The organism is Vibrio sp. CJQ_6 (assembly GCF_043106745.1).
In the GTDB taxonomy this organism is placed as follows: domain Bacteria; phylum Pseudomonadota; class Gammaproteobacteria; order Enterobacterales; family Vibrionaceae; genus Vibrio; species Vibrio furnissii.
The window spans coordinates 79,865-104,033 of record NZ_JBICMV010000021.1; the positions used below are offsets into that span (position 1 = coordinate 79,865).

Sequence of the window (24,169 nt, forward strand, 5' to 3'; positions counted from 1 at the left end):
TCGACAAATTCATCGCTATGGTTTTGACTGATCTCTTTACGGAGAGATCACGTCATGTCGATAGCGAGCGAAACAAGGGCTACGGATGAGGTTTCACCGTGGCCCTTGTTGTTTCTGCCGTTTGTCGGCAGCACGAGCGAACGGGGCCAGCCAGCCCGGTTCGCTTTTTTTATGCCTCGCATTTGAGGTCACTGATTTTTATAGATTGAGGAATGAAGACCATGTCTCAGAATATTTATGATAACGCTGCGTTTTTTGATGGTTATGCGCAGTTGCCGCGCTCGCAGTTTGGACTCGACGGCGCGCCAGAATGGGCATCGATTGAAGCGATGCTGCCGGATCTCACCGGTAAAAGCGTGGTGGATTTGGGGTGTGGCTACGGCTGGTTTTGCCGTGCGGCGACCGACAAAGGCGCAGCCAAAGTGCTGGGAATCGACTTGTCGCAAAAGATGCTGGATAAAGCGCACGCCATGACTTCGGATGCGCGCATTACTTATCAGCGCGGCGATCTGGAACACCTCACGTTGGGTGATGCGCAGTTCGATCTCGTTTACAGCTCGCTGGCGCTGCACTATCTACCCGATCTCAACCCCATCTTCGCCACTGTATTTCAGGCGCTGAAACCCGGCGGTCAGTTGGTGTTTTCCATGGAGCACCCGATTTTCACCTGCGCGCCGCGCCAAGGCTGGCTCACCGATGCCGATGGTCAACGTTCGTGGGCTGTGAATCGCTATCAGGATGAAGGCCAGCGCGTGTCAAATTGGCTGGCTGAGGGCGTCATCAAATATCACCGCACACTCGGCTCGATTCTCAATGCGCTGATCGCAGCAGGCTTTGTGCTCGAACACATCGATGAGTGGGGACCAAGCGCCGAACAAATTGCCGCGATGCCTGCACTGGCGGAAGAGGCGGAACGTCCGATGCTGGTGCTGGTGTCGGCGCGCAAAGCGTAACTAAAAAGGCACACCGCCAAGCGGTGTGCCTTGGGACAGCCGCTGTACTGACTTCATATTGTAGAGGCAGAGCTTGCATCTGCCTCACATCGGCTATTGCGTGGCACGAAAACGCGTGGCGGTGAGACGCATCGGCGTGACGGGCATGCCGTAGAAATCAAATGCGTCACCCAGCACCTCACCGCCGAGTTGGCGCACGATGTTGACGGTGGTATCGCGCGCTTCAATCAAGATTTCCGGCGCCGTTGCGAGCAGCTCCGTCAGCGAGGCTAATGCCAGCGATTTCCCAATCCCTAAACCGCGAAACTGATGGTTCACGGCAAAGCGGCCCCAGTGCCAAGCGTCACCTTCACGCCAGGCGGCGACGGCGCCCAAAATGTACTCGCCCGAGCGAGCGACCCACCATTTCACATCGCTGTCCTTTGCAAATGGAATCAATGCTGGCGGAATTTTCTGCTCCTGCGCAAACACATCCATCACCAGCTGCTCGACTTCGGCACGATAAACAGGATTCAACGCCTCCACTTGTACGCGGGCTTGCTGATGGCGGGTATTGTGGTGAAAGGCGCTCAGGCGCAGTGTGCGCAGGCCATGGAGCACCGCCGCTTGTGCATCTTCAGCCAGCGAATTTATCACATCACCCAATGCGTGATTGGCGGCGTGATTGGCGCGCTGCAGGGTTTCGCTGCCCGCTGGTGTGAGTTGGTAGTATTTCTGGCGTTTGTCGTGTGGGTGCGGTATCGGCTGCACATCGCCATTTTCGACCAGTTTGTTGATGGTGCGACTGAGTGACGCTTTGTCGGCGTTGAGCTGAATACACAGTTCGGAAAACGGCGTTGCGCCGTTGTTGCTGAGGTAGGTCAGCAGGTGTGCCTGACTGAGCGATAGCCCCGAATTCCAGCAGTTTTTGTCCAATAATCCCAATTCACGCACCAGATAACGCAGTTCGCTGCGAATCTGTTCCACCGATGCCATAGGCCGTGCCCTTTTTATGTTGATTGTATCAACGAGATGATTTTGGGCAGCGTAACGAAACTTTGTTGATAGTGTCAACAATTTACTCGAGTAAACCGACTATGTTGGCTTTCAGCAGCATTGACCTTCAAGTTCACTTAAACTTTATAATGACTCATCGTCACCACAGGATGAAGACCATGAAGATTGGAGAGCTGGCTAAACGCACGGGCTTGGCCCCGTCGGCCATTCGATTTTATGAAAGTGCTGGATTGTTAAAAATGGTCCAGCGTCGTGCCAATGGGTATCGCAGCTATCCCGAAGAGGCAGTGCTGGCGCTGGAGCTGATCATGCTCGGTCAACAGGCGGGGTTCAGTCTGGAGGAAATCGGCGCGCTGTTGCCGTCGGATCTCACCCAGTGGCAGGGGGAGGTGCTGGTAGCACGGCTGCGCAGCAAAATAGCCGATATTGAGCAACTGCAGGCCAAACTGGCTGAAACCAAAGCGCATCTGCTGCGGATTGTCGAAGATATTGAATCGCGACCGGATGACGTGGATTGCGCGACCAATGCGCAGCGTGTGCTGTCGCGTTTGAAACAGGGGGAGGAGAACGCTTAAGCGCGTTTCGTTGCGGTACAAAAAAGCCAACCCGAATGGTTGGCTTCTCTCTCGGCAGAATGCGAAATTACTGCTGCGCCGCTTTCACGCGGATTTTGCTTTTTGCAACGCTTGTCATGTTCAGCGCATTGAGGGCTGTTTTGGCTTCTGCGTCGTCTGGCATTTCAACAAAGGCAAAACCTTTGGACTGGCCAGTTTCCTGGTCAAGAACCAGCGTGCACTCTTTGACGGTGCCGAAATCAGAAAACAGCTTGCGGATGTCCTGTTCAGTGGTTGAACGAGCGAGGTTGCGAACTAAAAGTTTCATAATGAACCTTAATCTAAAGAAACGCCGCTATTGTCGCAGTAAATCTGGCGATGACCAAGCGATTGTTTCGCTTGCTTGGTCAATTGTTCAGTGAATCAGCATGCGTCGTTTACGCGCCCAGCACTGCATCTAATGTGTCGATAAGATGCTGCACCTCGTCTGGGCTGGTGTTGTGCACCATCGAAAAACGCAGCACGCCTAATGCCGGGTCGATGTCCATGCCTTGCAGCAGGCGATAGGAGTAAAAGTGGCCCGCGCCGCACAAAATGCCCGCCTTGCCGAGTGTTTCTGCCAGTTCCAGTGGCACATGGCCGTCGACCGTGATCGATACCGTGGGCGCGCGGTTGTCCAGCGTGTCCGGGCCGACGATGCGAATGGCCGGATGCGCTTGCAAATAGGTCATCAACGGCGCTAGCAGGGCCAGTTCGGCATCATGCAGCAGCGTGCGCACCGCTTGCGCTTTGTCGGCGTCACTGGCGTGGTCGGCATTGGGGAAATGATGCTGATACAGCGCCGAAAAATAATCGCCCACCCCTTTTGTGGCGGCCACTTGCGCGTGATCTGGACCGGCTGGATAAAGCACTTTTTCGCGCACACTGGCGTTAAAAAAGTGGCCTTGATTGCTGAGCTTTTCCGCCATCTCGGGTTGAATCACCATCACGCCCAAATGCGGGCCGTAAACTTTATACAACGAAAACAGATAGATATCGGTACCCAGTGCGGGCACATCCGGCAGGCCATGACCGGCGAACGAGACACCGTCAACCACCGTGCGCACGCCGTGCTGATGCGCCAGCGCGCAAATCTCGGCCACCGGATTCACGTAACCTAATAGGTTTGAGCAGTGCGGAAAGGTCAGCAGTTTGGTGTTGGCGTTCAACAGCGGCATCAGAGCATCTAACTCCAGCATGCCGGTGGCACGGTTGACGGCCCATTCACGCACCACAATGCCGCGCTCGGCTAAGCGTCGCCACGCACCGCTGTTGGCTTCGTGATCCTGATTGGTGACGATGATTTCATCGCCCGGTTGCAGCCACCCCATCACGGCATTGGCCAGCACATAAGTGTTTTGTGAAGTCGATGGGCCAAAATAAATCTCGTTGGCGGAAACGCCCAGCCAAGGCGCAAGCGCCTGATAACTTTCATCCATCCATTGACCCGCTTTGCCCGACACCGCATTGGGGTAATAGGGCTGTACTTTCAGTTGATGAAAGTAGGTATCGAAGCGATCCAACACCTGGCGGCACAGGTACGAGCCGCCAGCATTTTCAAAAAAAGCCTGAGCTTGAAGGGAAGGTTGTTCAAACGCAGGAAATTGTTGGCGAATAAAATCGAGGTCGAGTGTGCGCATGGTGGCTCCATTCCTTGGCGAACATGATGATGTCTATCATACGAACAATGTCATGCGTTCTTCTTGGCAATCTGCACTTGAAAAGGGCAGGTTAATGCGATAAACCAAGCATAAACAGTGATATTAAGGACGATATCGTGCATTCCATTGCTCTAGACCGCCTCGATGTGCGCATTCTCGAAATGCTGCTCCAAGACAGCCGTATTCCGCGTTTGGAACTGGCTGACGCCGTGAATCTCTCCTCATCACAATGTTTTCGGCGCCTGAAACGGCTGGAACAGTCGGGAGTTATTGAGCGTTATTCGGTGGTGCTCAACCCAGCCAAAGCGGGGTTTGATGTCAACGCGCTGGTGATGGTGCAATACAGCAAGTCGGAGCCGGATGCGCGCCAGAAGCTGCTGGCACTGATTGAGCAAACGCCGATCATCCACGAATGTTATTCGATCACTGGCGAGCACGATTTTGCGCTCAAAGTGCGTTGCGCCAGCATGACGGCATTCAATCAACTGATTAACGAGACCTTTCAGACGCGCTGCATTTCCGGTATGCACTCGTACATGCTGCTCGATTGCTTTAAGAACACGCCAGCACTGCCGTCGGCGCAGTGAGCGCAATAGGGCGTAAGACGACAGAGAGAATGAAGAAGCGTGCTCAGGTACTGAAAAAAGAACCCCCTTGCGAACAAGGGGGAGAGCACGTTATTGATTGGCTTGCGCGACCACGTGGTTGGCGGCGCGACTTTGCGACTTCACAAAGTAGAGGCAACCGGCCAGTACGACGAGCGGTAGCAGCGGATCATAAATCGAGCCTGCGGTGCCAAAAATCAGGTTGAGTGTCATGATCAGCGTGCCGCCGATCGCCCATGCGATGGTGGTCGGAATGGTCCAAATCACCAATTGTTTACGCACTTCGGTGACACCCATCAAGCGGTTCACAATGTGGAACAGGCTGTCGTTGAAGTAACCGGCGAACAGGCTACCCATGGTCGCTGCAGATGCAGCAAACAGCATGTTCACTTCTTGAATTTCCGCCAACACGGGCGCGGAAATCGAGGCCGCGGTAATCATAGACACCGTGCCGCTGCCTTGAATGACGCGCACCAATGTTGCGATGATGAATGGAATCATGATCGGTGAGATCGACAGCGATGCAATTTGGTTAGCGATCTCCGCGCCTGCGCCGGATTCACGTAGCACGTTGCCAAGCGCACCGCCCGCACCAGTCACCAGCAGAATGATCCCGGAGGTTGAAATGCCTTCTTCAAGTTTTGCGGTGGTCTTCTCTTTGTCCAAATACGGCAAAGTGGCGACTTTTCACGCCCTCGATATTCAGAGCTTTGACGCAGTGATCACCGATGCGTCTTTCCCGACCAGTGTGCGTCAGGAGCTGGAAGAGAAAGGCATTCAAGTGCTGATGAACGGCGCGGCAGTCAGCGAGGCGACGTTGGACGAGGTACTTGGCTGAGGCAAGGCACCGTTGACATCGATTCCCATCCAACGCCAGCGCTTGTTGCTGGCGTTGTTGTTTCTGTACCGCGCTAGACGCGCGGCATGACCCATTGTTGCCATGGATAGAACGTCAGAATTGAAGTGATTTTATTGATATGTCACGAAATAAGGTTAACTTTAGTAAGAGTTTTGCTGATTTTTTATGCAGCGTTGTGCCACCTGTTTCAACACGCGCTGCGGCCACGCAAGGGAGTGAGCATGTTATTTCGTAAAACCAATTCTCAAACCAAAGATAACAATCATCAAATCATTCATGCACTGCAGGCGGAGCTGTCGAGCATTGCCAACTCCTGTGCGACGATCTATTTCACTCCCGAAGGGGAAGTGGTTGATGCCAGCCCGCTCTTTTTGAGCACGATGGGTTACACCCTTGATGAGATCAAAGGTCAGCATCACCGTCTGTTTTGTCCGCCTGAATTGGTCGACAAACCGCAATATCGCCAGTTCTGGACTGATTTAGCCAAGGGCAAACCGCAGCGAGGCACTTTTTTGCGCCGGGACAAACAAGGCAAGGATGTGTGGTTGGAAGCGACCTACATTCCGATTGAGCAGGATGGCCGCGTGGTGCGGGTGATGAAAATCGCCAATGACATCACCCAAAACTTTGAAGAGTCGGTGGACGACAAAGCATTGTTGCAGGCGATTCATCGCTCCAATGCGGTGATTGAATTTACCGTCGATGGCCGGGTGATTGATGCCAATGATAACTTTGTCCACACGCTGGGCTACAACGAGTTGAGAGAGATTAAAGGCCAGCATCACGAGATCTTCTGTCCGCCGGAATTTTATCAACAGAACCCGAGCTTTTGGCGCGACCTCGCGAGTGGTCAGGTGAAAAATGGCTTGTTTCGCCGTGTGAGTCGCAATGGCGATAGCGTGTGGATCGAAGCGACCTACAATCCGGTATTTGATCACCGCGGGAAGGTGATCAAAGTCACCAAGATCGCGTGCGATATTACGGAACGCATGGAGCGCCAATTGGCGATCCAGAAAGCGGCGGAAGTGGCGTACAGTACGTCGGTGGAAACGGCTCAAGTCTCGGAACGCGGCGCCAGTATTTTGCAGCAGAACCTCAATAATTCAGAAAAAATCTCCTCAGATATTCGCCGTTCGTCGGGGCTGGTGGATGATCTCAACACCCAATCGGAAGAGATCGCCAAGATTGTCACCACGATCAAATCGATTGCCGATCAAACCAACTTACTGGCGCTGAACGCGGCGATCGAAGCCGCGCGGGCTGGGGATCATGGCCGTGGGTTTGCGGTGGTGGCGGATGAAGTGCGTACACTGGCCTCACGCACCACGCGTTCAACGGAAGAGATCAACACCATGGTCGATCGCAACAACCAGTTGGTGGGCAATGTACGCAGCAGCATGGTCGAAGTGACCGAACAAGCGACACGCAATGCCGACTTGATTGCCGAAGCGTCTGAGATCATTCACGAGATTCTCAAAGGGGCGGATTACGTGTCGCACGTGGTGGGCGATTTGGTCAACAGTTCGCACCGCTGACGATTTTTCAGTATCTATCGCCCAGCGAGGCAGTTAGAGTAAAGCAGAGGGCGGGTCACCGAACCGCCCTCTGTATTTGTTCGAGCAGCCAAAGGAGAGGTGGATTTGAAATACGATGTTGTGGTCGTTGGGGCCGGTTCGATGGGCATGGCCGCGGGCTATTTTCTGGCCAAACAGGGCAAAAAAGTGTTGATGATGGATGCGTTTGATCCGCCGCATCATCACGCCAGTCACCACGGTGAAACCCGCATTATTCGCCACGCATACGGCGAAGGCGAAAAGTACGTGCCGCTGGCATTGCGCGCGCAAGCGTTGTGGGAAGCGCTGCAAGCCGAAAGTGGCCAAACGCTATTTCTCAAAACGGGCGTGCTCAACATGGGCGAAGCCAGCTCGCCATTTATTCAGATGATTATCGCGAGTGCGAAGCAGTACCAACTGCCAATCGAGGTGTTGACTGCTGCGGAGATTCACCAACGTTTCCCCGGGATCACGCTGCCTGACAACTACATCGGCTGCTTTGAATCGACTTCGGGCGTGCTGCGCTGTGAAGACTGTATCAGCGCTTATCGTCAGTTGGCGCTGGCGCATGGCGCGGAGCTACTGACCTATCATCCGCTGGATGAGATTGACGTTCAGGACCATGGCGTGACGCTGCGCAGCGGTGAGACCGTGATTGTGGCGGATAAAGTGATTGTTTCAGCCGGTGCGTGGGCGACCAAACTAATGAGCGCACTGGATTTCACACTGCCGATGCAGCCCAATCGCAAAACCTTTGCTTGGTTTGAAGCCGATGAAGCGCTCTACGGCGAAGGTTTGTTCCCGGCATTCTCGTTTGATTCCCCGCAAGGCATGTACTACGGTTTCCCGAGCATTGATGGCGCGGGGCTGAAAGTGGGTCGCCACGATGGCGGCGAGGCGCAAGATCCCGACACGCCGATTGCCCCGTTTGACACGGTGGTCGACAGTGTTGATTTGGAGCGTTTTCTGGCGACGGTTATGCCCCAAACATCGGGCCTGATGTATGGCAAAACCTGCCTGTACAGCATGACCGCCGATGAGCACTTCATCATCGATACCCTCCCGAAACACGACAACATCATTATCGCGGCTGGCTTTTCTGGCCATGGGTTTAAGTTCGCCAGCGTGATCGGCGAAATTCTCAGTGATTTGGCTGTGCGCGGCGAAACAGAGCACGATATCTCGCTGTTCTCGCTCAGCCGTTTTCAGGCATAACCACGCGCATGCACAGCGAAAGGAAGCCATTTGGCTTCCTTTTTTATCATCTGCGTTTCTGCGGGATGGCGCTTAAATCGGCACGCGAATGTCGTCTTGCCAGCGTTCGGCGACAAAGTCGATGAACTGGCGTACCAAGGGCGTTTGATAGCTGCGCGACAGATACACCGCCCAAAGATGGCTGCTGGGGCTGTGATAATCGGCTAACACTTTGACCAGTTCACCACGGCGTAGGCACGGATTGGCGAGATCGCACGGCAGCCACACCACGCCTTTGTGATGCAGCGCCGCACTGCGCAAAATTTCCATGTCATTGGCGCGAACGGTGCCGCTCACCCTGACGCTGAAGTGTTGATTGTCGCGCACCAAATCCCAAGTGTGGTTGGTGAGGTGAACAAAGCAGTTGTGGCGGCTGAGATCGGCGGGTTCGATGATGGGGTCGTGCGTTTGCAAGTACTGCGGCGAGGCGCACACCACGGTGTCGACTTGAATCAGGCGGCGGGCGATCAAGCTCTCATCCGGCTGTTGGGTAAATCGCAGCGCCACATCGACCCGATCGTCGACCAGTTGCGACAGGCGATCCGAAGCGAGAATATCAATCGTCACTTGCGGGTGTAGCTCGGTAAAGGCTTCGACGGTATCGAGCAGCAGGTGCTGCGCCAACCCAATGGGGGCGGAAATGCGAATGCTGCCGGTGAGCGATTGTGATTGCTCCAGCGCGCGAATCTCCAGTTCGGCCGTTTGGTCGAGAATTTGCTCGCAGCGCGTCAGCGCCTCTTCGCCGGCGGCGGTCAGGCTCACTTTGCGTGTGGTGCGGTGCAGCAAGCGCTGCTTGAGCCAGTCTTCAATTTCCTGCACATGGCGCGTGACCTGCAAGCGACTCAGGGTCAGGTTGTCGGCGGCTTTGGTAAAACTGCCAGTGTTGGCGACTTCAACAAAGCTGCGCATCGCGGTCAGTCGGTCCATCACGATCTCCGATTAGTAACGTATATTGAAACAATCTACATCGTTTATGTGTATTTTTCACGGTTTGGTTAGCAACTAAACTGAGTTCCGTTGATTGGAAACATCCATTGAAAAATTCAGATTCCAGATGAGGAGAGTTCAGATGAAAGTAGCAGTATTTGGTGCAACCGGTTGGATTGGTAGTCACATTGTTGAAGAAGCCAAAGCACGTGGTCATGAAGTGATTGCAGTGGTGCGCGACCCAGCCAAAGTCAGCGCCGAAGGCGTTGAAGTTCGTCAATATGACCTGCAAGCCGGTGGCGACTTGGCGGCAGCTGTGGCGGGTGCTGATGCAGTGATCGCTTCGATTGGTGGCCGTGCCACAGGTGCACATGCGATTGTGGCGCAAAGCGCAGCAACGCTTCTTGCTCAACTACCAAACGCTGGCGTTGAACGCTTGCTTTGGGTGGGTGGCGCAGGTTCACTGGAAGTGGCGCCGGGCGTGAAATTGGTGACCGTGCCTGATTTCCCAGAAGCGTACAAAGCCGAATCATTGGCGCAAGGTGAAGCGCTGGATGTATTCAATGCTACTGACAGCAGCGTGAACTGGACTTTCATGAGCCCAGCGGCGGAAATATTCCCGGGTGAAAAACAGGGCGCTTACCGCGTCGGCGGTGACCAACTGCTGAGCGATGCACAAGGCAACAGCCGCATCTCTGTTGCGGACTACGCCGCGGCGTTGGTTGACGAGCTAGAAAGCGGCGCGCACCCACGTCAACGCATCGGTTTTGCTTACTAATCTCACGCCATTCACGGCTAAATGAAAACCAAAAGCCAGCCCGAAACGGCTGGCTTTTTCATCTGCAATACGCTTAGGACAGCTCTTGCTGCGCGAGCGCTTTGTTGCGTTTCGTGCGCCACATTTTGCGCCACAAGCGACGCCATTTGACTGGCATCATCGGCACCACGATGAGCAAGATGCCCACCACGGTGAGCATGTCCGGCACTTCATCAAACCACATCACGCCAAACCAAGTCACGAACACCAAGCCGGAATATTCCGCCAATGCGATGCGATTGGCTTCCACCCCTTTGTACGCCAGTAACACCAACACGTGATAGCCCAGCACCAGCAGATTGATCACCACAATCCAGCCCAGATGACGCCAGGAAATCGGGGCCCATTGTGGCAATGCGAGGATCAGTGCCAGCGGCAGCGTCATGACGCCGGTCCAAAACAGCGTGGCGGCCATGGGCTGCTCGGACGGCAGTTTGCGAATCAAAATATTCCCCAGTCCCATTGAGAGCGCGCAACCTAATCCGGCAATCGCCGCCCAGTGAAAATGCTCCGGACGCAGTACCACCAGTACACCCGCAAAACCAATCAAGGTAGCGACAATTTGTTTCAGTGCCGGGCGCTCACCGAGCAGGGTAATCGACAGGGGCAACATCAGCAGTGGGCCGACGTAGAACATTGCGTTGGCGGTGGCGAGCGGCAAGTAAGTGATGGCAATCATGGCGCACGCACTGCCCATGAGGATCAGCTGCGCGCGCGAAAAAGTCACCCAGCATTTACCGCCTTGCATGCGTTCGGCCTTGGGCAAACGCCACCACAGCGGCAGCATGATCAGCGTGCTGATCAGTTGGCGAATAAACACATATTGAAAGGTGGGCACTTCGCCGTTGAGGACTTTAAGCGACACATCAGAAAACGAGGCCAACAGGTTGGCCAGCACCAACAAGGTGATCGCGCGCGAAATGGGGTTCGACATGAAACGAGCCTGCAAAAATGAGGGCGCGACTGCGCCGAAAAGTGGCGCTATTGTAGAGGAATTACTCAAAATGAAAAGGTGTTTTAAAAATGAATTTTGTGCATTTTTAAAACACTGAGTTTGGCGTGGGGATCAGTCACCCTGCACCACGGTATCGACGGTGTAATGCGACGGGGCGAAGCGGCGGCGAAACTCGCTGGGGGTTAATCCCATGATTTTGATGAACACTTTGCGGCACGCGCTCACGTCTTCGTAGCCGATGTGATGGGCGATCCACTCAAACGACTGCGCGGTGGATTCCAACCAGTCGCACGCCTTTTGAATCCGCACGCGTTGTAGGTATTGAATTGGGTTGAGTCCGGTGGCTTTGAGGAAGCGGCGCTGCACCGTGCGTTCGGTGACGTTGGCGTGCTCGGCGAGTTGCCACAGGGTCAAGGGCGCTGCAAATTGGCGGTGAATCAAATGTTGCAGCGCGACAATGCTCTCATCGCCGTGCAAAAAGCTGGGGGTGAATTGCTGGTAATAACGCTGTTCGCGCAAGCCCGTATCGACCACCAACAATTTCCCCACCTGACGCATTACGGCTGGCGAAGCAAACTGCGCGATGAGTTCAAGCCCTAAATCAATCCATGACATCATGCCGCCAGCGGTGATGATGTCGCCTTGGTTGATCAAAATGTCGTTGGTGTTGAGTTGTAACTCGGGATGGCGCTGCTGAAACAGTTCGGCCAAGCCCCAATGGGTGGTGATGACTTTGTGCGCCAGCAAACCGGTGTCGGCGAGCAAAAACACGCCTACGCAGGCGGACGCGAGAATCGCGCCTTGTTGATGATGCGTGTGCAGCCAGTCGGTGAGTTCAACCGGCGCTTTGACATCAAAACCGCGTTCACGACTGGGGGGCAGCACCACTACCGCGTATGGCACATCGTTATGTGTGGTGGCATCCAATGGCCAGCGCAACACATGGCAATCAAACTGAAACGGCTGATCCAATTCGGCGCAGGCGCGGTTTGCCATCCATAACATCTCTTCCAGCCCATGCACCGCAGAAAGCAGGCAACCGGGGTAGGCGAGTATCGCAATCGGAATGTGGTTCACGAAACGTCCTTGCTGTCGTTTTTGACTCGATTAAAGTCATTTTAGACGCTGAACAACACAATGCAATCGGTGGATACTCTGGATTCATCTTAACAACAAAAGGAGACAACCATGAGTCACTCGGCGCTTATTGTGATCGATCTGCAAAACGATTATTTTCCGGCGGGCGCTTACCCGCAGTATCAGGCAGAGCAGGTGCTTGCTCACACCCTGTCCGCCATCGATATCGCGCAGCAACGCGGCTGGCCCGTGGTGTTGGTGCAGCATGTCGGCGGCGCAGAGGCCCCCTTTTTCAAAACGGGTAGCGACGGAGTGAAATTGCATTCGGCGTTGCTTGCCCAAGCGTCCGCGAGCGTGGTGGTGGAAAAACAGCATGCCGACAGCTTTCTCAACACCACTTTAAGTGATGTTCTGCGCGCGCAAAATATCCGTGAGTTGGTGGTGTGCGGCATGATGACACAAAACTGCGTCACCCACACCGCGCTGTCGCCTGCGGCCGGTGATTACTCGGTTCGTGTACTCAGTGACGCGTGCAGCGCGCCGGATGCCATGGTGCATGGCATTGCGTTGCGCGCCTTAAGCGACCGCGTGCCGCTGATCACATTGGATGAATTGTAAGCACTTACTGTCACGTGACTGACGCATAGGTAAGCGTTGGCCGAGCCCTTAAGGAAGAAACTGCTGCTGATACTGCTTGGGGGAGACGCCGAGTAAACGGCGAAAATGGTGGCGCAGTGTCACCACACTGTCAAAGCCAGATTGCTCCGCGAGGCGTTCCAGCGGCAGCGTGGTTTCTTCCAATAATCCTTTCGCGCGCTCGATTTTTTGCTGAATCAGCCACTCGTTCGGCGAGAGGTTAAAACTAGCGCGAAATTTACGCTCAAAGGTACGGCGCGACATGTTGGCGCGCGCGGCCAATTGGTCGACATTGATGGGCGATGTCAGATGTTGCTGCGCCCAATCCAGCGCGCCCGCAAACTGGTTGGGCACCGCCAGCATCGGTGCTTCCACAAATTGCGATTGACCGCCGGCGCGATGTGCCGACATCACCAATCGCCGCGCCACTTGGTTGGCGACCTTGTAGCCAAAATCGTGGCGAATCACCGCCAAACCCAAATCCAGCGCCGCCGCACTACCTGCCGAGCAGCCGATTGGATCCTGCCACACGTACAACACGTCATCGACGTAATCGACTTGGGCAAAGCGCGCCTTGAACCGTTCAGCATAACGCCAGTGGGTGGTGGCCTGACGGCCATCAAGCAAGCCCAGTTCGGCAAGTAAAAATGCGCCCGAACAAAAGCTCAGCAGGCGTTTGCCTGCCTGGGCAAAGGCGCGCACTTCGCGGGCAAGCACCTCGGGCACGGGGTCGCCTTGCGTCGGCCAGCTGGGAATCACCAAGGTATCGTAATCGCTCAGGCTGGCAACGCATTTGGCTGCAATGGTGACGCCTGCGGTGGACTCAAATGGCGCGCCTTCCAAGTTGACCACGTCGCAAGCATACCAATGTGCGATCTCCGGGCGGGGCAGGGCAAACAGTTCGACGGCGCAGCCGAGTTCAAACAGCGAGCAGTGGGCATGAGTGAGAATGGCGATACGGCGCATAAGCTTCCTTGAGCGTGAAACGGAGATCGAGGTATTGGCGTAATATTGTCGATAATTGGCGTTTGCGCCAGTGTCGCGTGAGCAAAGTGTGCGGCACACTACGCATTCCAGTGACACATCACGGTGACACACCATGATGACCACTACTGACGCATCAATCATGAAAAGGAGAGTCATTATGTCGAGCGCGGTATCGAGAATTCCTGCGGCCAGCAGTGAGCAAGCACTTGCTCATTTTTCCACCTTATTGCAATTTGAAACCGACTGTTGGGATGTGCACCATGCACTGACCAACCACACGCAGGACTTTATTTTGCTCGATGTGCGTGGCGAAGCGCTGTTCGCTGAAGGGCACATTGACGGCGCGATCAACCTGCCGCATCCACGCCTCAATGAGCGCACCTTGGCGGCGTACCCGCCCGAAACCCTGTTTGTGGTCTACTGCGCGGGGCCACATTGCAATGGCACAGAAAAAGCGGCGATTCGTTTGGCAAAACTGGGGCGGCCAGTGAAAAAAATGATTGGCGGCGTGACCGGGTGGTTGGATGAAGGGTTTGCGCTCATTTCCGCCTAAGTGGGGCAAAGTGAAACGTTTTTATTGCGAAAATTGAGTAAACTGTTACCGTTCAAAAGTCATGCAATCGCATGACTTTTCTCGTTCTCTTGCGGCTTTCGCCCACCGATTCAATTGCAGACACCGTCAGTGACCGCTCGCCCTGCTGCCACTGCCATCATAAGGAGATCAGGCACCCTCATGGATTATTTCAGCAGTACGGCGCTCATCGCGATGTTACTTATTTTTGTCGGTTCGTTTGTGCAGACCGCAATTGGGTTTGGTTTGGCGGTGGTGGCCGCACCGTTGCTGTTTATGGTCTCGCCGGATTATGTTCCCGCGCCGATCTGTTTGGTGGCGCTATTCATCTCCTTGCTCAGTGCGATGAAGCATCGCAGCAGCATCTCCATCGGTGGCTTGAAAATGGCGTTGATTGGCCGCGTGCCCGGCTCAATTGCTGGTGGTTTGCTGCTGGTGTGGGTCTCGACCGATGTGTTGGCGCTGTGGCTGGGCGTGTTGGTGCTGTTTGCCGTCGGGGTGAGTTTTCTGCCGTTTCGCATTGAACCGACGCCTGCGCGCATGGGCATTGCCGGTTTCTTCTCCGGCTTTTTCGGCACCAGTAGCGCGATTGGCGGGCCGCCGATGGCGCTATTGTTGCAACATCAAGAAGCCAACCAACTGCGCGGTAATTTGTCGGCATTTTTTGTCTTCAGCTCGATCATTTCGCTCATCATTCAGATTCCGGCTGGCTTTTTGACCCTGCATCATCTGCTCATCACCATTCCGCTGATCCCCTCGGCATGGCTGGGGTACGCATTGGCGCGTAAAACCACTCAAACCCTGCCGAAAGAGAAAATTCGCGTGGGCGCGTTGTCACTGTGTTTGATCAGTGGCCTGACCGCGCTGATCAAAGGCTTGATGTAACCCATTGAACCATTTAGGTTAAACGCTGAAACACCCATTCATCTTCAGTTAAGGAAAAATCATGATACTGGAAGTCGCGATTCTGGATGTAAAACCCGAGCAGGAAGCGCAGTTTGAACAGAGCTTTGCTCAAGCGCAGCAAATTATCGCCAGCATGGCGGGCTATGTGTCGCACCAACTGCAACGCTGTATGGAAAACCCAAGTCGCTACATTTTGCTGGTCAACTGGCAGACACTGGAGGCGCATACCGAAGGGTTTCGTCAATCGGCGGAATATCAGCAGTGGCGCGCGTTGCTTCATCATTTTTATGACCCGTTTCCCACGGTGGAGCATTATCAACGTGTGTTTTAAGAGGAAGACATGAGAACGATCGGTAACATTATTTGGTTTCTATTGGGTGGCGTGATGATGGGCCTCGCCTGGTGGTTTTTCGGCTTGCTGGCCTTTATCAGCATTGTCGGCATTCCTTGGGGGCGCGCCTGTTTTGTCATTGGTAATTTTTCCTTCTTTCCGTTTGGTCAGGAGGCGATTGGCCGCGATGAACTGACCGGTAAAGAAGACATCGGCACTGGCGGTTTTGGGGTGATCGGCAACGTGATTTGGTTCTTGCTGGCAGGTGTGTGGCTGGCGATTGGCCATCTGTTGTCAGCGGTGGCGTGCTTTATCACCATCATCGGCATTCCGTTTGCCCTGCAACACCTCAAGCTGGCGGTCATTTCGCTGGCCCCGATTGGCCAGACGATTGTCTCCAAAGAAGCGGCCGCCCGCGCCCGGTACGGCCAGCGTCGTTAAGCCTGAAACAGCACCGGCAGAATGGTTGCAAAGGTCAATCCGCTCAAGCTGTAATTAAAGGTTCGAATCTTACGCGGCGTGTCGAGATACCGGCCCGCCGCTTTTCCCATCCCCGCCCAGCACAGATTACACAGCACACCGGTCACGGTAAACGCGGCCAGAATCCATAGCACCGATACCCAATACAGCGACGGCAGGGTGTAGGTGGCAACCACCGTCAAGCTGGCCGCCCACGCTTTGACATTGCCGAGTTGAAACAGCGCTGCTTGCAGGCACGTGAGTGGTTTGGCCGCGTGGCTTTTGTGCAGATTGCCGCCTGCCAAAATTAGTTTGATGGCCAGCCAGCTCATGTATGCAAACCCAACATATTTAAGCGCTGTATAGGCGAGCGGATAGGCTTGCAACAGCACCCCAACACCTGCCGCGCTGAGCAGAATCAACCCGCTGACCCCCACACGAATGCCGATGATATGGCGCCACGTTTGGCGCAGACCAAACTGAGAGCCGGAGCTGGCGAGCAGAAAGTTGTTCGGCCCCGGCGTGAAGGCGGTGATGAACGCGAACAGACACAACGAAGGCAATAGGGTCCACATGAATTAAGCTCCTTGAATTGGCGATAGGGCCACTCTAATCTGCCTGCCAAGTGAACCCCTAGTGTTTATGCGTCACCATGACACTTTTGTATTTCACATTCCGCCAACCCTTGAATATGCTTAACTTTCCAACCAAGTGTATCGATGACAATGGTGACAATGTTTATTCCAGATCTCACCGGCCGCGCAGGGCCGAAATACAAAGTGCTGGCCGATGCGTTTGAAGAAGCGGTCGAGCGCGGCGAGCTGAAAGCGCACAGCAAATTGCCGTCGCAGCGCATGCTCTCCTACAAACTTGGCGTGACCGTTGGTACCATCACGCGCGCTTATCAGGAACTCGAACTGCGCGGCGTCACCGTGCCCGTGGTGGGCAGTGGCACTTACATTAAAGATCGCCGCCACGAGCAGCAGGATTATTATCATCCGTTGGTGTCGCGCGGCGGGGTCGATTTGTCGCTGTGTCGCCCGCTAATTCTCAGCCAGCAGCGCCATTTGATGGCGGCGTTGGGCGAACTCGCCAGCCAGCCGACGGCGCAAAAAGCGGTGCTGGATTATTTCTCCGCCGATGGCTTACAAGGCCACAGCGCCACGTTGCAACGTTGGGTCAATCAGCGTTGGCAGTGCGACATTGACCGTTCGCGACTGCAATGGACATACGGCGGTCAGCATGCGCTGAGCACGGTGCTGCAAGCGCTCACCCGCAGTGGCGACACCATTTTGCTCGAAGGGCTGTGCTACGGTGAATTCATCAATGCTTGCACGCAGCAGGAGCGCAAAGTGATCCCGGTGGCGATTGATGACCAAGGCATCGTGCCGGACGATTTGCTGCTGCACTGTCAGCGCCATCGTCCGCGCTTGCTCTATATGACACCCGCGATTCAAAACCCAACGGGCGTGACGCTGAGCGATTCACGGCGACTGAAAATCATCGAAATCTGCCGCCGGTTTGATGTCTTGATCATCGAAGACGATGTGCTCTATTGCCCACCGGAACATCGCCGTTCGCCGCTGGTGAGCATCGCGCCGGACATCACCCTCTACATCGGCAGTTTCTCGAAGTATTTTGCTGGTGGCATTCGCGTCGGTTACATGGTGCTGCCGACCAACCTCAAACTGCCGCTGCAAAAAGCGCTGCGCGCATCGTGCATGCATGTCAGCCCGATCCTCGTGGATTTGGTCTGTCGCTGGCTGAGCAATGGCGCGATGCAGCAAGTCGATGAAGACATTGCGCTGGAACTCAGCGCCCGTCACCGCATTTTGCAATCGGTGTTCCCTGAGCGCCAAACGTCGGCAATTCCCGGCTTCAACTGTTGGATCGCGCTGCCAGAGCATTGCCCAGCGAGTGAGCTAAAACAGCAGCTCGCCGAAGAGGGCGTGTTTGTGCGTGATGCAACGTTCTTTCGCGTTGGCTCTTACCCCTTGCCGAACGCGATTCGTATTTCGCTCACCGGGCCGCTATCGCGGGAAGATTTAAAACACGGGTTGCAACGTATCAAAGCGCATCTGGACGGGGCCGTGCGTTAAGCCATCGACCAACAATCACGGCCATTTTCTTTACTGCGATACAGCGCTTTGTCGGCTTGATTCACCAGTTCACACGGTGTATTTGGCCCGATGCTGACGCCAATGCTCAGGGTCACGTGGCAGCCCTGCTCGCGCCATTTCTGATGACGCATGTCCAGCACCAAACGGTTGAGCTGTTCCCCCAAAGGGGCGTCATCATTCACCGGCACCAGCGCTGCAAATTCGTCGCCACCAATGCGGTAAATGCTGTGGGTGTCGAGATTTTTGGTTAAGACCTGCGCCACGCGCGCGAGCACGTTATCGCCAAACTGATGTCCCCAAGTGTCGTTGACGTGTTTGAATTTATCGACGTCGATCAGCAGCAGCGCGTAGGGCGACTGCTGATTCTCGGCCATCGCCGCAAGATCGAGATCAAACGCCCGTCGGTTCTGAATGCCGGTGAGCGTGTCCAACCGCAACTGTTGATGGTGGGCGTTGTATTGTTGTTCGATGGTCGTCAGGCTGCGGTCGACAAACCACGAATGCGGTGGCATGCCGCGCGGCGCGGCAGGGGCGAGCGGGCCGTGATGCCATTGCTGCAAGTTCGTTTCAACCAGCTTGAGTTCTTGTTGAAAGATATTGAGCAGCGTACGGATGCCCAGTACGGTCACGATCGTGATGGCGCAAATCGGGGCCATCAGTTTCAGCATTTGGTCAACCAACGCGTGATGAAAGCGCTGCGGTGGCGCATAAATGCCCAGTTCCCAATCGGCATAGGTGAGCGCTTTGGTCTTCACGATGCCGTCAAACAGGCCGTGCAACCACTCCGATTCGCGGTTTTCAATCACGCGATCCAGCTTGAGCTGCGCTTCATTGACCGTCGAGAAACGCACTTTGCTTTCCTTATCGCGCAAAAACAGCGAGATATTCAACTCAGGCGCCATCCGTTCCAACACGCGGTCGATGGTCTCCACACTCATGTCGACCATCATGAGGCCCAACAATTGCCCATCGGCGGAGATAACTTTCTGCCCCAGCGTCAGCACTCGTTTCTTGCTGCCGAATTCTAAGTACGGGCCAAGCCAATGGGGCTCGGTATCGGGATGATGGAGGAGTTGGAACCACGGACGCGTGGATGCTTGATACCCTTCGGGCGCTTCCCAATGCGGATACCCATCGATTCGTCCGGTGGAGACGTTGTAGAAATAGAGGTAGTGATCGGCGTCCATTTTGACTTTGTGCGCGGCGCGCCACACCGGGTTGAACGCCGACTCTTCGTGGCGAATTTTCTCTTTGTCGAGCGAATTCACCAGAATATACAGCTGACGTTCGTTCTCTTTCACCAATTCATAGAGATAGGTCGTTTTCAGGGTCGACAGCAATTGATCGTACCCTTGCATGCGCGTGTTGACATGGTTTTTATAGTTCAAAGCAACCATGAATAACGAGAACATTACAATCACGATTCCCAACACAAGGAAAATCTTGGTCAGAAGATAATTATGTGAAGAAAAGGTATAAGAATTAGTCATATAACACACCAATGGGATTTTGTTTATCCTACAGGTGACGGTAAAAATGAGATTTGATAATGGTCATTTTTTCTTCTTGGTATTGATAGATGTATTACCTATCTCGACCTGATTCAAAGATTTTTTCGTTTTTAATGTTGAATTTGTCAGTATGCTTTGATGCCGTGCTCCCGTAGGCGAGCGGGCAGAATGTCGTCGAGCTGATGCACCTCTTCGGGAGTGATTTCGATGAGGTTAAATTGATGGTCAGCATACACCGCGCGGGTGGCCTCGCGCTGCGTGTCGTCAATCGGTGCACCGTCGGTGCCCCAGAACTGAATGTAGACATTGCCAGACGGCAGATAAAAATCACTCATCAGCGGCTGTTCGATTGGCAATGGGCGCTGGTAGGCGTGTGCGACGCCAGCGAGATACAGCCAGTTGTCGATCAGCAGTTCACCCACCGAGCGCACGTAATGGCCATCCAGCGTGCGGTGTTTGGCTGCAAACTTCTGGCGAAAGCTGGCATAGGATTTGTCGGTTGCCTGCTCGTCGGCATCGTGACCAAGAAACTCCACCACCGATTGACGCAGGTGCGGGTTGTGGCGAATCGAATCGTGCCACACCACAAATTTTTGCGCTGAAGCTTTGTCTTCACGCTGCTGCGCGCCAGCCCGCAAGCCGGAGGCGGTCGCACGCCAACCCTGATCACTTTTGGTGATCCAGCCCAGTTCGCTGAATAGCTGGTTCATTTTCTTCGGATTGAGTTTGAAGTACTCGCCGACTTGCGTTGCGCTGAGTGTGCTGCCGCTGGTGGCCGCCATGTCGATGAGTAAATTCTCCGGCCAGACGATAAAGGTGCCGAACTTGGCATGCTGAACATATTCGCCGCCGAATTTTGCGCCGAGTTCCGTCAAAATCCACTGCTCGTCGTGACGATTGATGTAGCCTGCCTTTTTTAAATCCGCGAACAGTTGCTTGGCATCAAGACCGCGCAGTTTGGCCAGTGCTGAGGTCGAGAGTTTGTCAGACATGTGAGCATTCCTTAGCGAAGTGATGGTGTTATTCAAACAGGTTGCTGCGCAGCGCTCAATCTTTGACTGCGCACCACACGTAAAATCTGTGAGCGCGCCGTGCGATTTACATTGTAAACAGGTCGGAGAAATCTTGACGTTGGCGCGCTTTTCTCAACACTGAATTCGTTGCTAGGATAGGGGAACGAGGTTTCACAGGCGGTGCGCGATGTTCAGACGGCTTTTCAAATTCACGCTTTTGGTGCTGGCGCTGGTTTCGGCAGGCGTGCTGTGGCAGCAAGCGCAGTTATCGGTGCTGGCGCTGGGGCGCATCGACCCGTTGCCGGAAACACGTCACATGCTGGCGGAGCAGCGTTATGCCGACGCGGCCAGCTACCTTGACTTCTTCATGGATTACGACTATGTGCGTGACAACCCGAAAGCGCAGGCGCTGTATGCTGATATCACCCGCATTCGCAGCGACTGGCGTTATCAGTTCGACAAACTCAGCGAAGGGTTGCTGACGGGCACCAGCGACGAAAGCATTGGCCAAGTCGCGGCGGTGACCACTGATTTTCTGGTGATTGGCGATATTCGCGATCTCACGTTGCAGGGCATGAATCATCTGCAAGGGGAAGCAGTGGATGAAACATTGGTGGCGCTGTCGGCGCTGGGTTTAGTGGCGACAACGGCGCAAATTGTCAGCGGCATCGGCACCGTCGAAACCGCGGGTGTCGCCGCACCGACCTTGGTCGCGACCACGGCGACTAAAAGCGGACTCGTCGCGCTGAAAACCGCCAAACGGCTGGGTAAACTGCCGCCTTGGCTGGGGAAAACCTTGGTGCGAGAAGCCAAAATCGCGCAGCAATCGAAAAGCCTCAGCGCGATGACGGCGATGCTGAGCGATGTCACTACGCTTGCTAACACCCGCGGTGGATTTCGTTTGCTGAGCCGAACCAAGAACAGCGCCGAACTGAGCCGCATGGCAGCGTTTGCCAAAGCGTTCGGGTCACAAAGTGCCACGCTGTATCACCTCGGCGGCGATGCCGTGGTGGCGATGACGCCACGCGCCGCGCAATTGGGCAAAGAGAGCATCAAACTGGCGGCCACGTTTGGCCAAGGCGGGCTACGCTTGCTGGATCATTTGGGCGCGTTGAAATTCACCAAATTGGCTGCGCGCGGAGCGAAAATTGCCTACAAAGGCGATGCCATTGCGTTACTCGCGAAGTGGCTATTGATGCTGCCGGTGTGGGGGCTGTATGCGGTGATGGGCTTGGCGGCGGCAGTTTGGTTTCCGAGGCGATGATTTGGTTCCCTAGGCGATAGGTTTGGTCTCCTAGGAGATGGAGATGGAGATGGCTTTCGGCGTTCCTGACGCCGAAAACCTAAATATTCGTCGTGAATTTTCCCCCTGATTCAGTGGCAGATAAACCTTTTATTGGGTAGCGGCCAAGCCTTTTTCACCTTACCCATCGCGCAGTGTTTTTTGTAGGTCGCGGAAGTACTGGTTGGTGAATTCAATAAAGGTACGAATGCGTTTGGGTTGGTAGCGGTCGCGGTGGTAGAGCGCGGAGAACTCGACACTTTGAATGTTCCAATCATCGAATACGGGTTGCAGCGCGCCGCGGGTGACTTCCTGCAAACAATACAGCGCCGGCACGCGAATGATGCCGTTGCCCGCCAGCGCGCCTTTGATCATGATGCGCCCGCTTTTACAGCGCAGTTGCCCTTGAATATGGCATTCCAGCGACTCGTGGCTCTGTTTGTGTTGAAACGCCCAGCGCGTGACCGAGCCGGTTAAACATTGGTGATGTTCCAGCTCTTTCGGGTGTGTGGGGTGGCCGTGCCGATCAAGGTAACTTGGGCTGGCGTAGGTGCCCATCTCGACGTCCATCAGCTTGCGTGACACAAAGCCGGAGTCTTCCAGTTTGCCCATGCGAAACGCGACATCAAACTCATCTTCAATTAAGTCGACGCGGTGGCTGCTTAAATCCAAGTCGACCCGCACGTGTGGGTAGCGCGCCATAAACTGCGTGATCAAATCGGCGACGATCTCTTCACCTAAATAGCCGCCGACACTGTTGATGCGAATTTGGCCGCGCACGGCTTCGGTGTCGTCGACCGCCGCCAACACCGCTTGGTCGATGCTGTGCAGCGCCGATTCACATTGCGCGAAAAACGTTTTGCCTGCTTCGGTGAGTTTGAGCGAGCGTGTGGTTCGAATCAGCAGTGTCACCCCCATTTGTTGCTCTAACTGGCTGATCTGGCGCGACACGTGAGAGCGTGAAACGTCCAGCGCTTCGGCCGCTTTGGTGAAATTGCCCAGTTGGGCGATCAGGACGAACGAGCGGATATCCGCCAAATTAATCTGCTTTTGCATCGGTGCTCTCTTTTCTCAGTTCACGCTTTATTGTTGCTATATAACAACAGAGTTTCAACTAGGGTGATATATATCAACAAAAAACTTTTTCATAGACTAGCTCCCAACACGACACAAGGTCTTATTGAGGATTCAAACATGAAAAAATTAGTCGTCATTACTGGGGCAAGTTCTGGTATTGGAGAAGCGATTGCACGTCGCCTGAGCGCAGAAGGTCATCCGTTGTTACTGCTGGCACGCCGCGTGGAACGTTTGGAAGCATTGAACCTGCCAAACACATTGTGTGCTCGCGTGGACGTGACCGAGCAAGCGTCGTTTGAAGCGGCGATTGCCAACGCGGAAGCGGAGTTCGGCCCAGCCGATGCGCTGATCAACAACGCGGGTGTAATGCTGCTGGGGCAGATCGACACGCAAGATGCCAGCGAATGGAAACGCATGTTTGATGTGAACGTGCTTGGCCTGCTCAACGGCATGCAAGCGGTACTCGCGCCGATGAAAGCGCGCAACACCGGCACCATTATCAACATCAGCTCTATCGCGGGTAAGAAAACTTTCCCGGATCACGCGGCTTACTGTGGCACTAAATTCGCGGTACATGCGATTTCTGAAAACGTGCGCGAAGAAGTGGCGGCCTCGAATGTTCGCGTAACCACCATCGCCCCAGGCGCGGTTGAAACCGAGCTGGTGTCTCACATCACCTCTGATGCGATCAAAACTGGCTACGATGCGTGGAAACAAGAGATGGGCGGCGTGCTCGATGCTGATGATGTCGCAAGAGCCGTGGTGTTTGCGTATCAACAACCGCAGAATGTGTGCATTCGTGAGATTGCATTAGCGCCGACTAAGCAGCAACCGTAATCCAGTTATTTTCTAATGAGAAAGCCAGCATAGTGCTGGCTTTTTTCTTTTGTGATTTTAGGTGGTTGGATTGTCACGCGGGTTGGTTCAGTGTTTTTTCTCCGCATTGTGTGAGGCGTGCCAGTGACTCTTTGCTGGCACAAAGAGTCATCAGAAAGTGCAAAACAAACTTAATCTGAAATGCCCCAG

At 54.6% G+C, this 24,169-nt stretch carries 26 protein-coding genes and 1 pseudogene; 15 read left to right on the top strand and 12 right to left on the bottom strand.

Annotated features, from left to right (window positions below):
- The first annotated feature begins 221 nt into the window (after positions 1 to 221).
- Positions 222 to 953 carry a bifunctional 2-polyprenyl-6-hydroxyphenol methylase/3-demethylubiquinol 3-O-methyltransferase UbiG gene (locus ACF8PK_RS11150; RefSeq protein WP_158141615.1) on the top strand — a complete coding sequence of 244 codons (732 nt, stop codon included), beginning with the start codon at positions 222 to 224 and terminating at the stop codon, positions 951 to 953.
- A 93-nt stretch (positions 954 to 1,046) separates the two neighbouring features.
- Here the strand turns inward: ACF8PK_RS11150 and ACF8PK_RS11155 are convergent, their stop codons facing one another.
- Positions 1,047 to 1,928 carry a GNAT family N-acetyltransferase gene (locus ACF8PK_RS11155; protein WP_392441309.1) on the bottom strand — a complete coding sequence of 294 codons (882 nt, stop codon included), beginning with the start codon at positions 1,926 to 1,928 and terminating at the stop codon, positions 1,047 to 1,049.
- A 179-nt stretch (positions 1,929 to 2,107) separates the two neighbouring features.
- Here ACF8PK_RS11155 and ACF8PK_RS11160 point away from each other — a divergent pair, with 179 nt between their 5' ends.
- A complete protein-coding gene (locus ACF8PK_RS11160) occupies positions 2,108 to 2,524 on the top strand; it encodes a MerR family transcriptional regulator (protein ID WP_014257846.1) in 417 nt (138 codons plus the stop codon).
- Positions 2,525 to 2,591: 67 nt separating this feature from the next.
- Here the strand turns inward: ACF8PK_RS11160 and ACF8PK_RS11165 are convergent, their stop codons facing one another.
- Together ACF8PK_RS11165 and ACF8PK_RS11170 are read right to left on the bottom strand one after the other, a co-directional pair.
- On the bottom strand, positions 2,592 to 2,831 hold the full coding sequence (locus ACF8PK_RS11165) for an RNA-binding protein (protein ID WP_004727419.1): 240 nt from the start codon (positions 2,829 to 2,831) through the stop codon (positions 2,592 to 2,594).
- 109 nt (positions 2,832 to 2,940) lie between these two features.
- Positions 2,941 to 4,182 (bottom strand): aminotransferase class V-fold PLP-dependent enzyme, encoded by a 1,242-nt coding sequence (locus tag ACF8PK_RS11170; RefSeq protein ID WP_392441313.1) that lies wholly within the window; start codon positions 4,180 to 4,182, stop codon positions 2,941 to 2,943.
- Between the two features lie 137 nt (positions 4,183 to 4,319).
- Here ACF8PK_RS11170 and ACF8PK_RS11175 point away from each other — a divergent pair, with 137 nt between their 5' ends.
- On the top strand, positions 4,320 to 4,790 hold the full coding sequence (locus tag ACF8PK_RS11175; RefSeq protein WP_392441316.1) for an Lrp/AsnC family transcriptional regulator: 471 nt from the start codon (positions 4,320 to 4,322) through the stop codon (positions 4,788 to 4,790).
- A gap of 90 nt (positions 4,791 to 4,880) precedes the next feature.
- On the opposite strand, the pseudogene ACF8PK_RS11180 reads toward ACF8PK_RS11175, so the two are convergent.
- Positions 4,881 to 5,480, bottom strand: a pseudogene (locus ACF8PK_RS11180) (GntP family permease); the annotation flags it as partial.
- Between the two features lie 4 nt (positions 5,481 to 5,484).
- On the opposite strand from ACF8PK_RS11180, the gene ACF8PK_RS11185 reads away from it, so the two are divergent.
- From ACF8PK_RS11185 to solA, 3 genes are all read left to right on the top strand, one after another.
- Positions 5,485 to 5,646, top strand: coding sequence for a hypothetical protein (locus ACF8PK_RS11185; RefSeq protein ID WP_392441319.1), 162 nt, complete (start codon positions 5,485 to 5,487; stop codon positions 5,644 to 5,646).
- A gap of 242 nt (positions 5,647 to 5,888) precedes the next feature.
- On the top strand, positions 5,889 to 7,202 hold the full coding sequence (locus tag ACF8PK_RS11190; protein ID WP_392441322.1) for a methyl-accepting chemotaxis protein: 1,314 nt from the start codon (positions 5,889 to 5,891) through the stop codon (positions 7,200 to 7,202).
- Between the two features lie 99 nt (positions 7,203 to 7,301).
- Positions 7,302 to 8,435: an N-methyl-L-tryptophan oxidase gene (gene solA / locus ACF8PK_RS11195; protein WP_392441324.1), complete on the top strand. Its 1,134-nt coding sequence runs from the start codon at positions 7,302 to 7,304 to the stop codon at positions 8,433 to 8,435.
- A 72-nt stretch (positions 8,436 to 8,507) separates the two neighbouring features.
- On the opposite strand, the gene ACF8PK_RS11200 is transcribed toward solA, so the two are convergent.
- A complete protein-coding gene (locus ACF8PK_RS11200) occupies positions 8,508 to 9,401 on the bottom strand; it encodes a LysR family transcriptional regulator (protein ID WP_014257835.1) in 894 nt (297 codons plus the stop codon).
- A 142-nt stretch (positions 9,402 to 9,543) separates the two neighbouring features.
- Between ACF8PK_RS11200 and ACF8PK_RS11205 the strand changes: the two genes are divergently transcribed.
- Complete coding sequence (locus ACF8PK_RS11205) at positions 9,544 to 10,179, top strand: NAD(P)-dependent oxidoreductase (protein WP_014257834.1); 636 nt, start codon at positions 9,544 to 9,546, stop codon at positions 10,177 to 10,179.
- 73 nt (positions 10,180 to 10,252) lie between these two features.
- On the opposite strand, the gene ACF8PK_RS11210 is transcribed toward ACF8PK_RS11205, so the two are convergent.
- Both ACF8PK_RS11210 and ACF8PK_RS11215 read right to left on the bottom strand, forming a co-directional pair.
- A complete protein-coding gene (locus ACF8PK_RS11210; RefSeq protein ID WP_143679735.1) occupies positions 10,253 to 11,152 on the bottom strand; it encodes a DMT family transporter in 900 nt (299 codons plus the stop codon).
- Positions 11,153 to 11,284: 132 nt separating this feature from the next.
- Positions 11,285 to 12,250 carry a GlxA family transcriptional regulator gene (locus tag ACF8PK_RS11215; protein ID WP_392441329.1) on the bottom strand — a complete coding sequence of 322 codons (966 nt, stop codon included), beginning with the start codon at positions 12,248 to 12,250 and terminating at the stop codon, positions 11,285 to 11,287.
- Between the two features lie 111 nt (positions 12,251 to 12,361).
- Here ACF8PK_RS11215 and ACF8PK_RS11220 point away from each other — a divergent pair, with 111 nt between their 5' ends.
- Positions 12,362 to 12,868 carry a cysteine hydrolase family protein gene (locus tag ACF8PK_RS11220; RefSeq protein WP_392441332.1) on the top strand — a complete coding sequence of 169 codons (507 nt, stop codon included), beginning with the start codon at positions 12,362 to 12,364 and terminating at the stop codon, positions 12,866 to 12,868.
- A 48-nt stretch (positions 12,869 to 12,916) separates the two neighbouring features.
- Here ACF8PK_RS11220 and ACF8PK_RS11225 read toward each other — a convergent pair whose 3' ends face one another.
- Positions 12,917 to 13,852: a helix-turn-helix domain-containing protein gene (locus tag ACF8PK_RS11225; protein WP_392441335.1), complete on the bottom strand. Its 936-nt coding sequence runs from the start codon at positions 13,850 to 13,852 to the stop codon at positions 12,917 to 12,919.
- Positions 13,853 to 14,030: 178 nt separating this feature from the next.
- Between ACF8PK_RS11225 and ACF8PK_RS11230 the strand changes: the two genes are divergently transcribed.
- The 4 genes from ACF8PK_RS11230 to ACF8PK_RS11245 all read left to right on the top strand — a co-directional run bounded on the left by ACF8PK_RS11230 (position 14,031) and on the right by ACF8PK_RS11245 (position 16,122).
- Positions 14,031 to 14,426 carry a rhodanese-like domain-containing protein gene (locus ACF8PK_RS11230; RefSeq protein WP_004727438.1) on the top strand — a complete coding sequence of 132 codons (396 nt, stop codon included), beginning with the start codon at positions 14,031 to 14,033 and terminating at the stop codon, positions 14,424 to 14,426.
- Positions 14,427 to 14,606: 180 nt separating this feature from the next.
- Positions 14,607 to 15,329: a sulfite exporter TauE/SafE family protein gene (locus tag ACF8PK_RS11235; protein WP_004727439.1), complete on the top strand. Its 723-nt coding sequence runs from the start codon at positions 14,607 to 14,609 to the stop codon at positions 15,327 to 15,329.
- Between the two features lie 61 nt (positions 15,330 to 15,390).
- Positions 15,391 to 15,681, top strand: a complete 291-nt coding sequence (locus tag ACF8PK_RS11240; RefSeq protein WP_055465456.1) for an antibiotic biosynthesis monooxygenase — start codon at positions 15,391 to 15,393, stop codon at positions 15,679 to 15,681.
- Between the two features lie 9 nt (positions 15,682 to 15,690).
- Complete coding sequence (locus ACF8PK_RS11245) at positions 15,691 to 16,122, top strand: YccF domain-containing protein (protein ID WP_004727441.1); 432 nt, start codon at positions 15,691 to 15,693, stop codon at positions 16,120 to 16,122.
- Here ACF8PK_RS11245 and ACF8PK_RS11250 read toward each other — a convergent pair.
- Complete coding sequence (locus ACF8PK_RS11250; RefSeq protein ID WP_055465458.1) at positions 16,119 to 16,715, bottom strand: LysE family translocator; 597 nt, start codon at positions 16,713 to 16,715, stop codon at positions 16,119 to 16,121. The two genes, ACF8PK_RS11245 and ACF8PK_RS11250, sit on opposite strands and share 4 nt — an antisense overlap.
- A gap of 159 nt (positions 16,716 to 16,874) precedes the next feature.
- On the opposite strand from ACF8PK_RS11250, the gene ACF8PK_RS11255 reads away from it, so the two are divergent.
- The gene (locus ACF8PK_RS11255) at positions 16,875 to 18,239 is read left to right on the top strand and encodes a PLP-dependent aminotransferase family protein (protein WP_392441339.1); all 1,365 of its coding nucleotides are present in this window, start codon (positions 16,875 to 16,877) and stop codon (positions 18,237 to 18,239) included.
- Here the strand turns inward: ACF8PK_RS11255 and ACF8PK_RS11260 are convergent.
- Complete coding sequence (locus ACF8PK_RS11260) at positions 18,236 to 19,672, bottom strand: diguanylate cyclase domain-containing protein (protein WP_172562683.1); 1,437 nt, start codon at positions 19,670 to 19,672, stop codon at positions 18,236 to 18,238. The genes ACF8PK_RS11255 and ACF8PK_RS11260 overlap by 4 nt on opposite strands.
- 224 nt (positions 19,673 to 19,896) lie before the next feature.
- Positions 19,897 to 20,763, bottom strand: a complete 867-nt coding sequence (locus tag ACF8PK_RS11265) for a glycerol kinase (protein ID WP_238771470.1) — start codon at positions 20,761 to 20,763, stop codon at positions 19,897 to 19,899.
- A gap of 208 nt (positions 20,764 to 20,971) precedes the next feature.
- Here ACF8PK_RS11265 and ACF8PK_RS11270 point away from each other — a divergent pair, with 208 nt between their 5' ends.
- Positions 20,972 to 22,048 (top strand): hypothetical protein, encoded by a 1,077-nt coding sequence (locus ACF8PK_RS11270; protein WP_392441343.1) that lies wholly within the window; start codon positions 20,972 to 20,974, stop codon positions 22,046 to 22,048.
- Positions 22,049 to 22,207: 159 nt separating this feature from the next.
- On the opposite strand, the gene ACF8PK_RS11275 is transcribed toward ACF8PK_RS11270, so the two are convergent.
- A complete protein-coding gene (locus ACF8PK_RS11275; protein WP_392441344.1) occupies positions 22,208 to 23,122 on the bottom strand; it encodes a LysR substrate-binding domain-containing protein in 915 nt (304 codons plus the stop codon).
- Between the two features lie 138 nt (positions 23,123 to 23,260).
- On the opposite strand from ACF8PK_RS11275, the gene ACF8PK_RS11280 reads away from it, so the two are divergent.
- Positions 23,261 to 23,980: an SDR family oxidoreductase gene (locus tag ACF8PK_RS11280; RefSeq protein WP_004727449.1), complete on the top strand. Its 720-nt coding sequence runs from the start codon at positions 23,261 to 23,263 to the stop codon at positions 23,978 to 23,980.
- Positions 23,981 to 24,169: the final 189 nt, after the last annotated feature.

Coding starts and splice junctions, on each gene's coding strand:
- ACF8PK_RS11150 (WP_158141615.1), top strand. CDS start 222: ATGTCTCAGAATATTTATGATAACGCTGCGTTTTTTGATGGTTATGCG.
- ACF8PK_RS11155 (WP_392441309.1), bottom strand. CDS start 1,928: ATGGCATCGGTGGAACAGATTCGCAGCGAACTGCGTTATCTGGTGCGT.
- ACF8PK_RS11160 (WP_014257846.1), top strand. CDS start 2,108: ATGAAGATTGGAGAGCTGGCTAAACGCACGGGCTTGGCCCCGTCGGCC.
- ACF8PK_RS11165 (WP_004727419.1), bottom strand. CDS start 2,831: ATGAAACTTTTAGTTCGCAACCTCGCTCGTTCAACCACTGAACAGGAC.
- ACF8PK_RS11170 (WP_392441313.1), bottom strand. CDS start 4,182: ATGCGCACACTCGACCTCGATTTTATTCGCCAACAATTTCCTGCGTTT.
- ACF8PK_RS11190 (WP_392441322.1), top strand. CDS start 5,889: ATGTTATTTCGTAAAACCAATTCTCAAACCAAAGATAACAATCATCAA.
- ACF8PK_RS11200 (WP_014257835.1), bottom strand. CDS start 9,401: ATGGACCGACTGACCGCGATGCGCAGCTTTGTTGAAGTCGCCAACACT.
- ACF8PK_RS11205 (WP_014257834.1), top strand. CDS start 9,544: ATGAAAGTAGCAGTATTTGGTGCAACCGGTTGGATTGGTAGTCACATT.
- ACF8PK_RS11210 (WP_143679735.1), bottom strand. CDS start 11,152: ATGTCGAACCCCATTTCGCGCGCGATCACCTTGTTGGTGCTGGCCAAC.
- ACF8PK_RS11220 (WP_392441332.1), top strand. CDS start 12,362: ATGAGTCACTCGGCGCTTATTGTGATCGATCTGCAAAACGATTATTTT.
- ACF8PK_RS11225 (WP_392441335.1), bottom strand. CDS start 13,852: ATGCGCCGTATCGCCATTCTCACTCATGCCCACTGCTCGCTGTTTGAA.
- ACF8PK_RS11230 (WP_004727438.1), top strand. CDS start 14,031: ATGTCGAGCGCGGTATCGAGAATTCCTGCGGCCAGCAGTGAGCAAGCA.
- ACF8PK_RS11235 (WP_004727439.1), top strand. CDS start 14,607: ATGGATTATTTCAGCAGTACGGCGCTCATCGCGATGTTACTTATTTTT.
- ACF8PK_RS11240 (WP_055465456.1), top strand. CDS start 15,391: ATGATACTGGAAGTCGCGATTCTGGATGTAAAACCCGAGCAGGAAGCG.
- ACF8PK_RS11245 (WP_004727441.1), top strand. CDS start 15,691: ATGAGAACGATCGGTAACATTATTTGGTTTCTATTGGGTGGCGTGATG.
- ACF8PK_RS11250 (WP_055465458.1), bottom strand. CDS start 16,715: ATGTGGACCCTATTGCCTTCGTTGTGTCTGTTCGCGTTCATCACCGCC.
- ACF8PK_RS11255 (WP_392441339.1), top strand. CDS start 16,875: ATGTTTATTCCAGATCTCACCGGCCGCGCAGGGCCGAAATACAAAGTG.
- ACF8PK_RS11260 (WP_172562683.1), bottom strand. CDS start 19,672: ATGTTCTCGTTATTCATGGTTGCTTTGAACTATAAAAACCATGTCAAC.
- ACF8PK_RS11265 (WP_238771470.1), bottom strand. CDS start 20,763: ATGTCTGACAAACTCTCGACCTCAGCACTGGCCAAACTGCGCGGTCTT.
- ACF8PK_RS11270 (WP_392441343.1), top strand. CDS start 20,972: ATGTTCAGACGGCTTTTCAAATTCACGCTTTTGGTGCTGGCGCTGGTT.
- ACF8PK_RS11275 (WP_392441344.1), bottom strand. CDS start 23,122: ATGCAAAAGCAGATTAATTTGGCGGATATCCGCTCGTTCGTCCTGATC.
- ACF8PK_RS11280 (WP_004727449.1), top strand. CDS start 23,261: ATGAAAAAATTAGTCGTCATTACTGGGGCAAGTTCTGGTATTGGAGAA.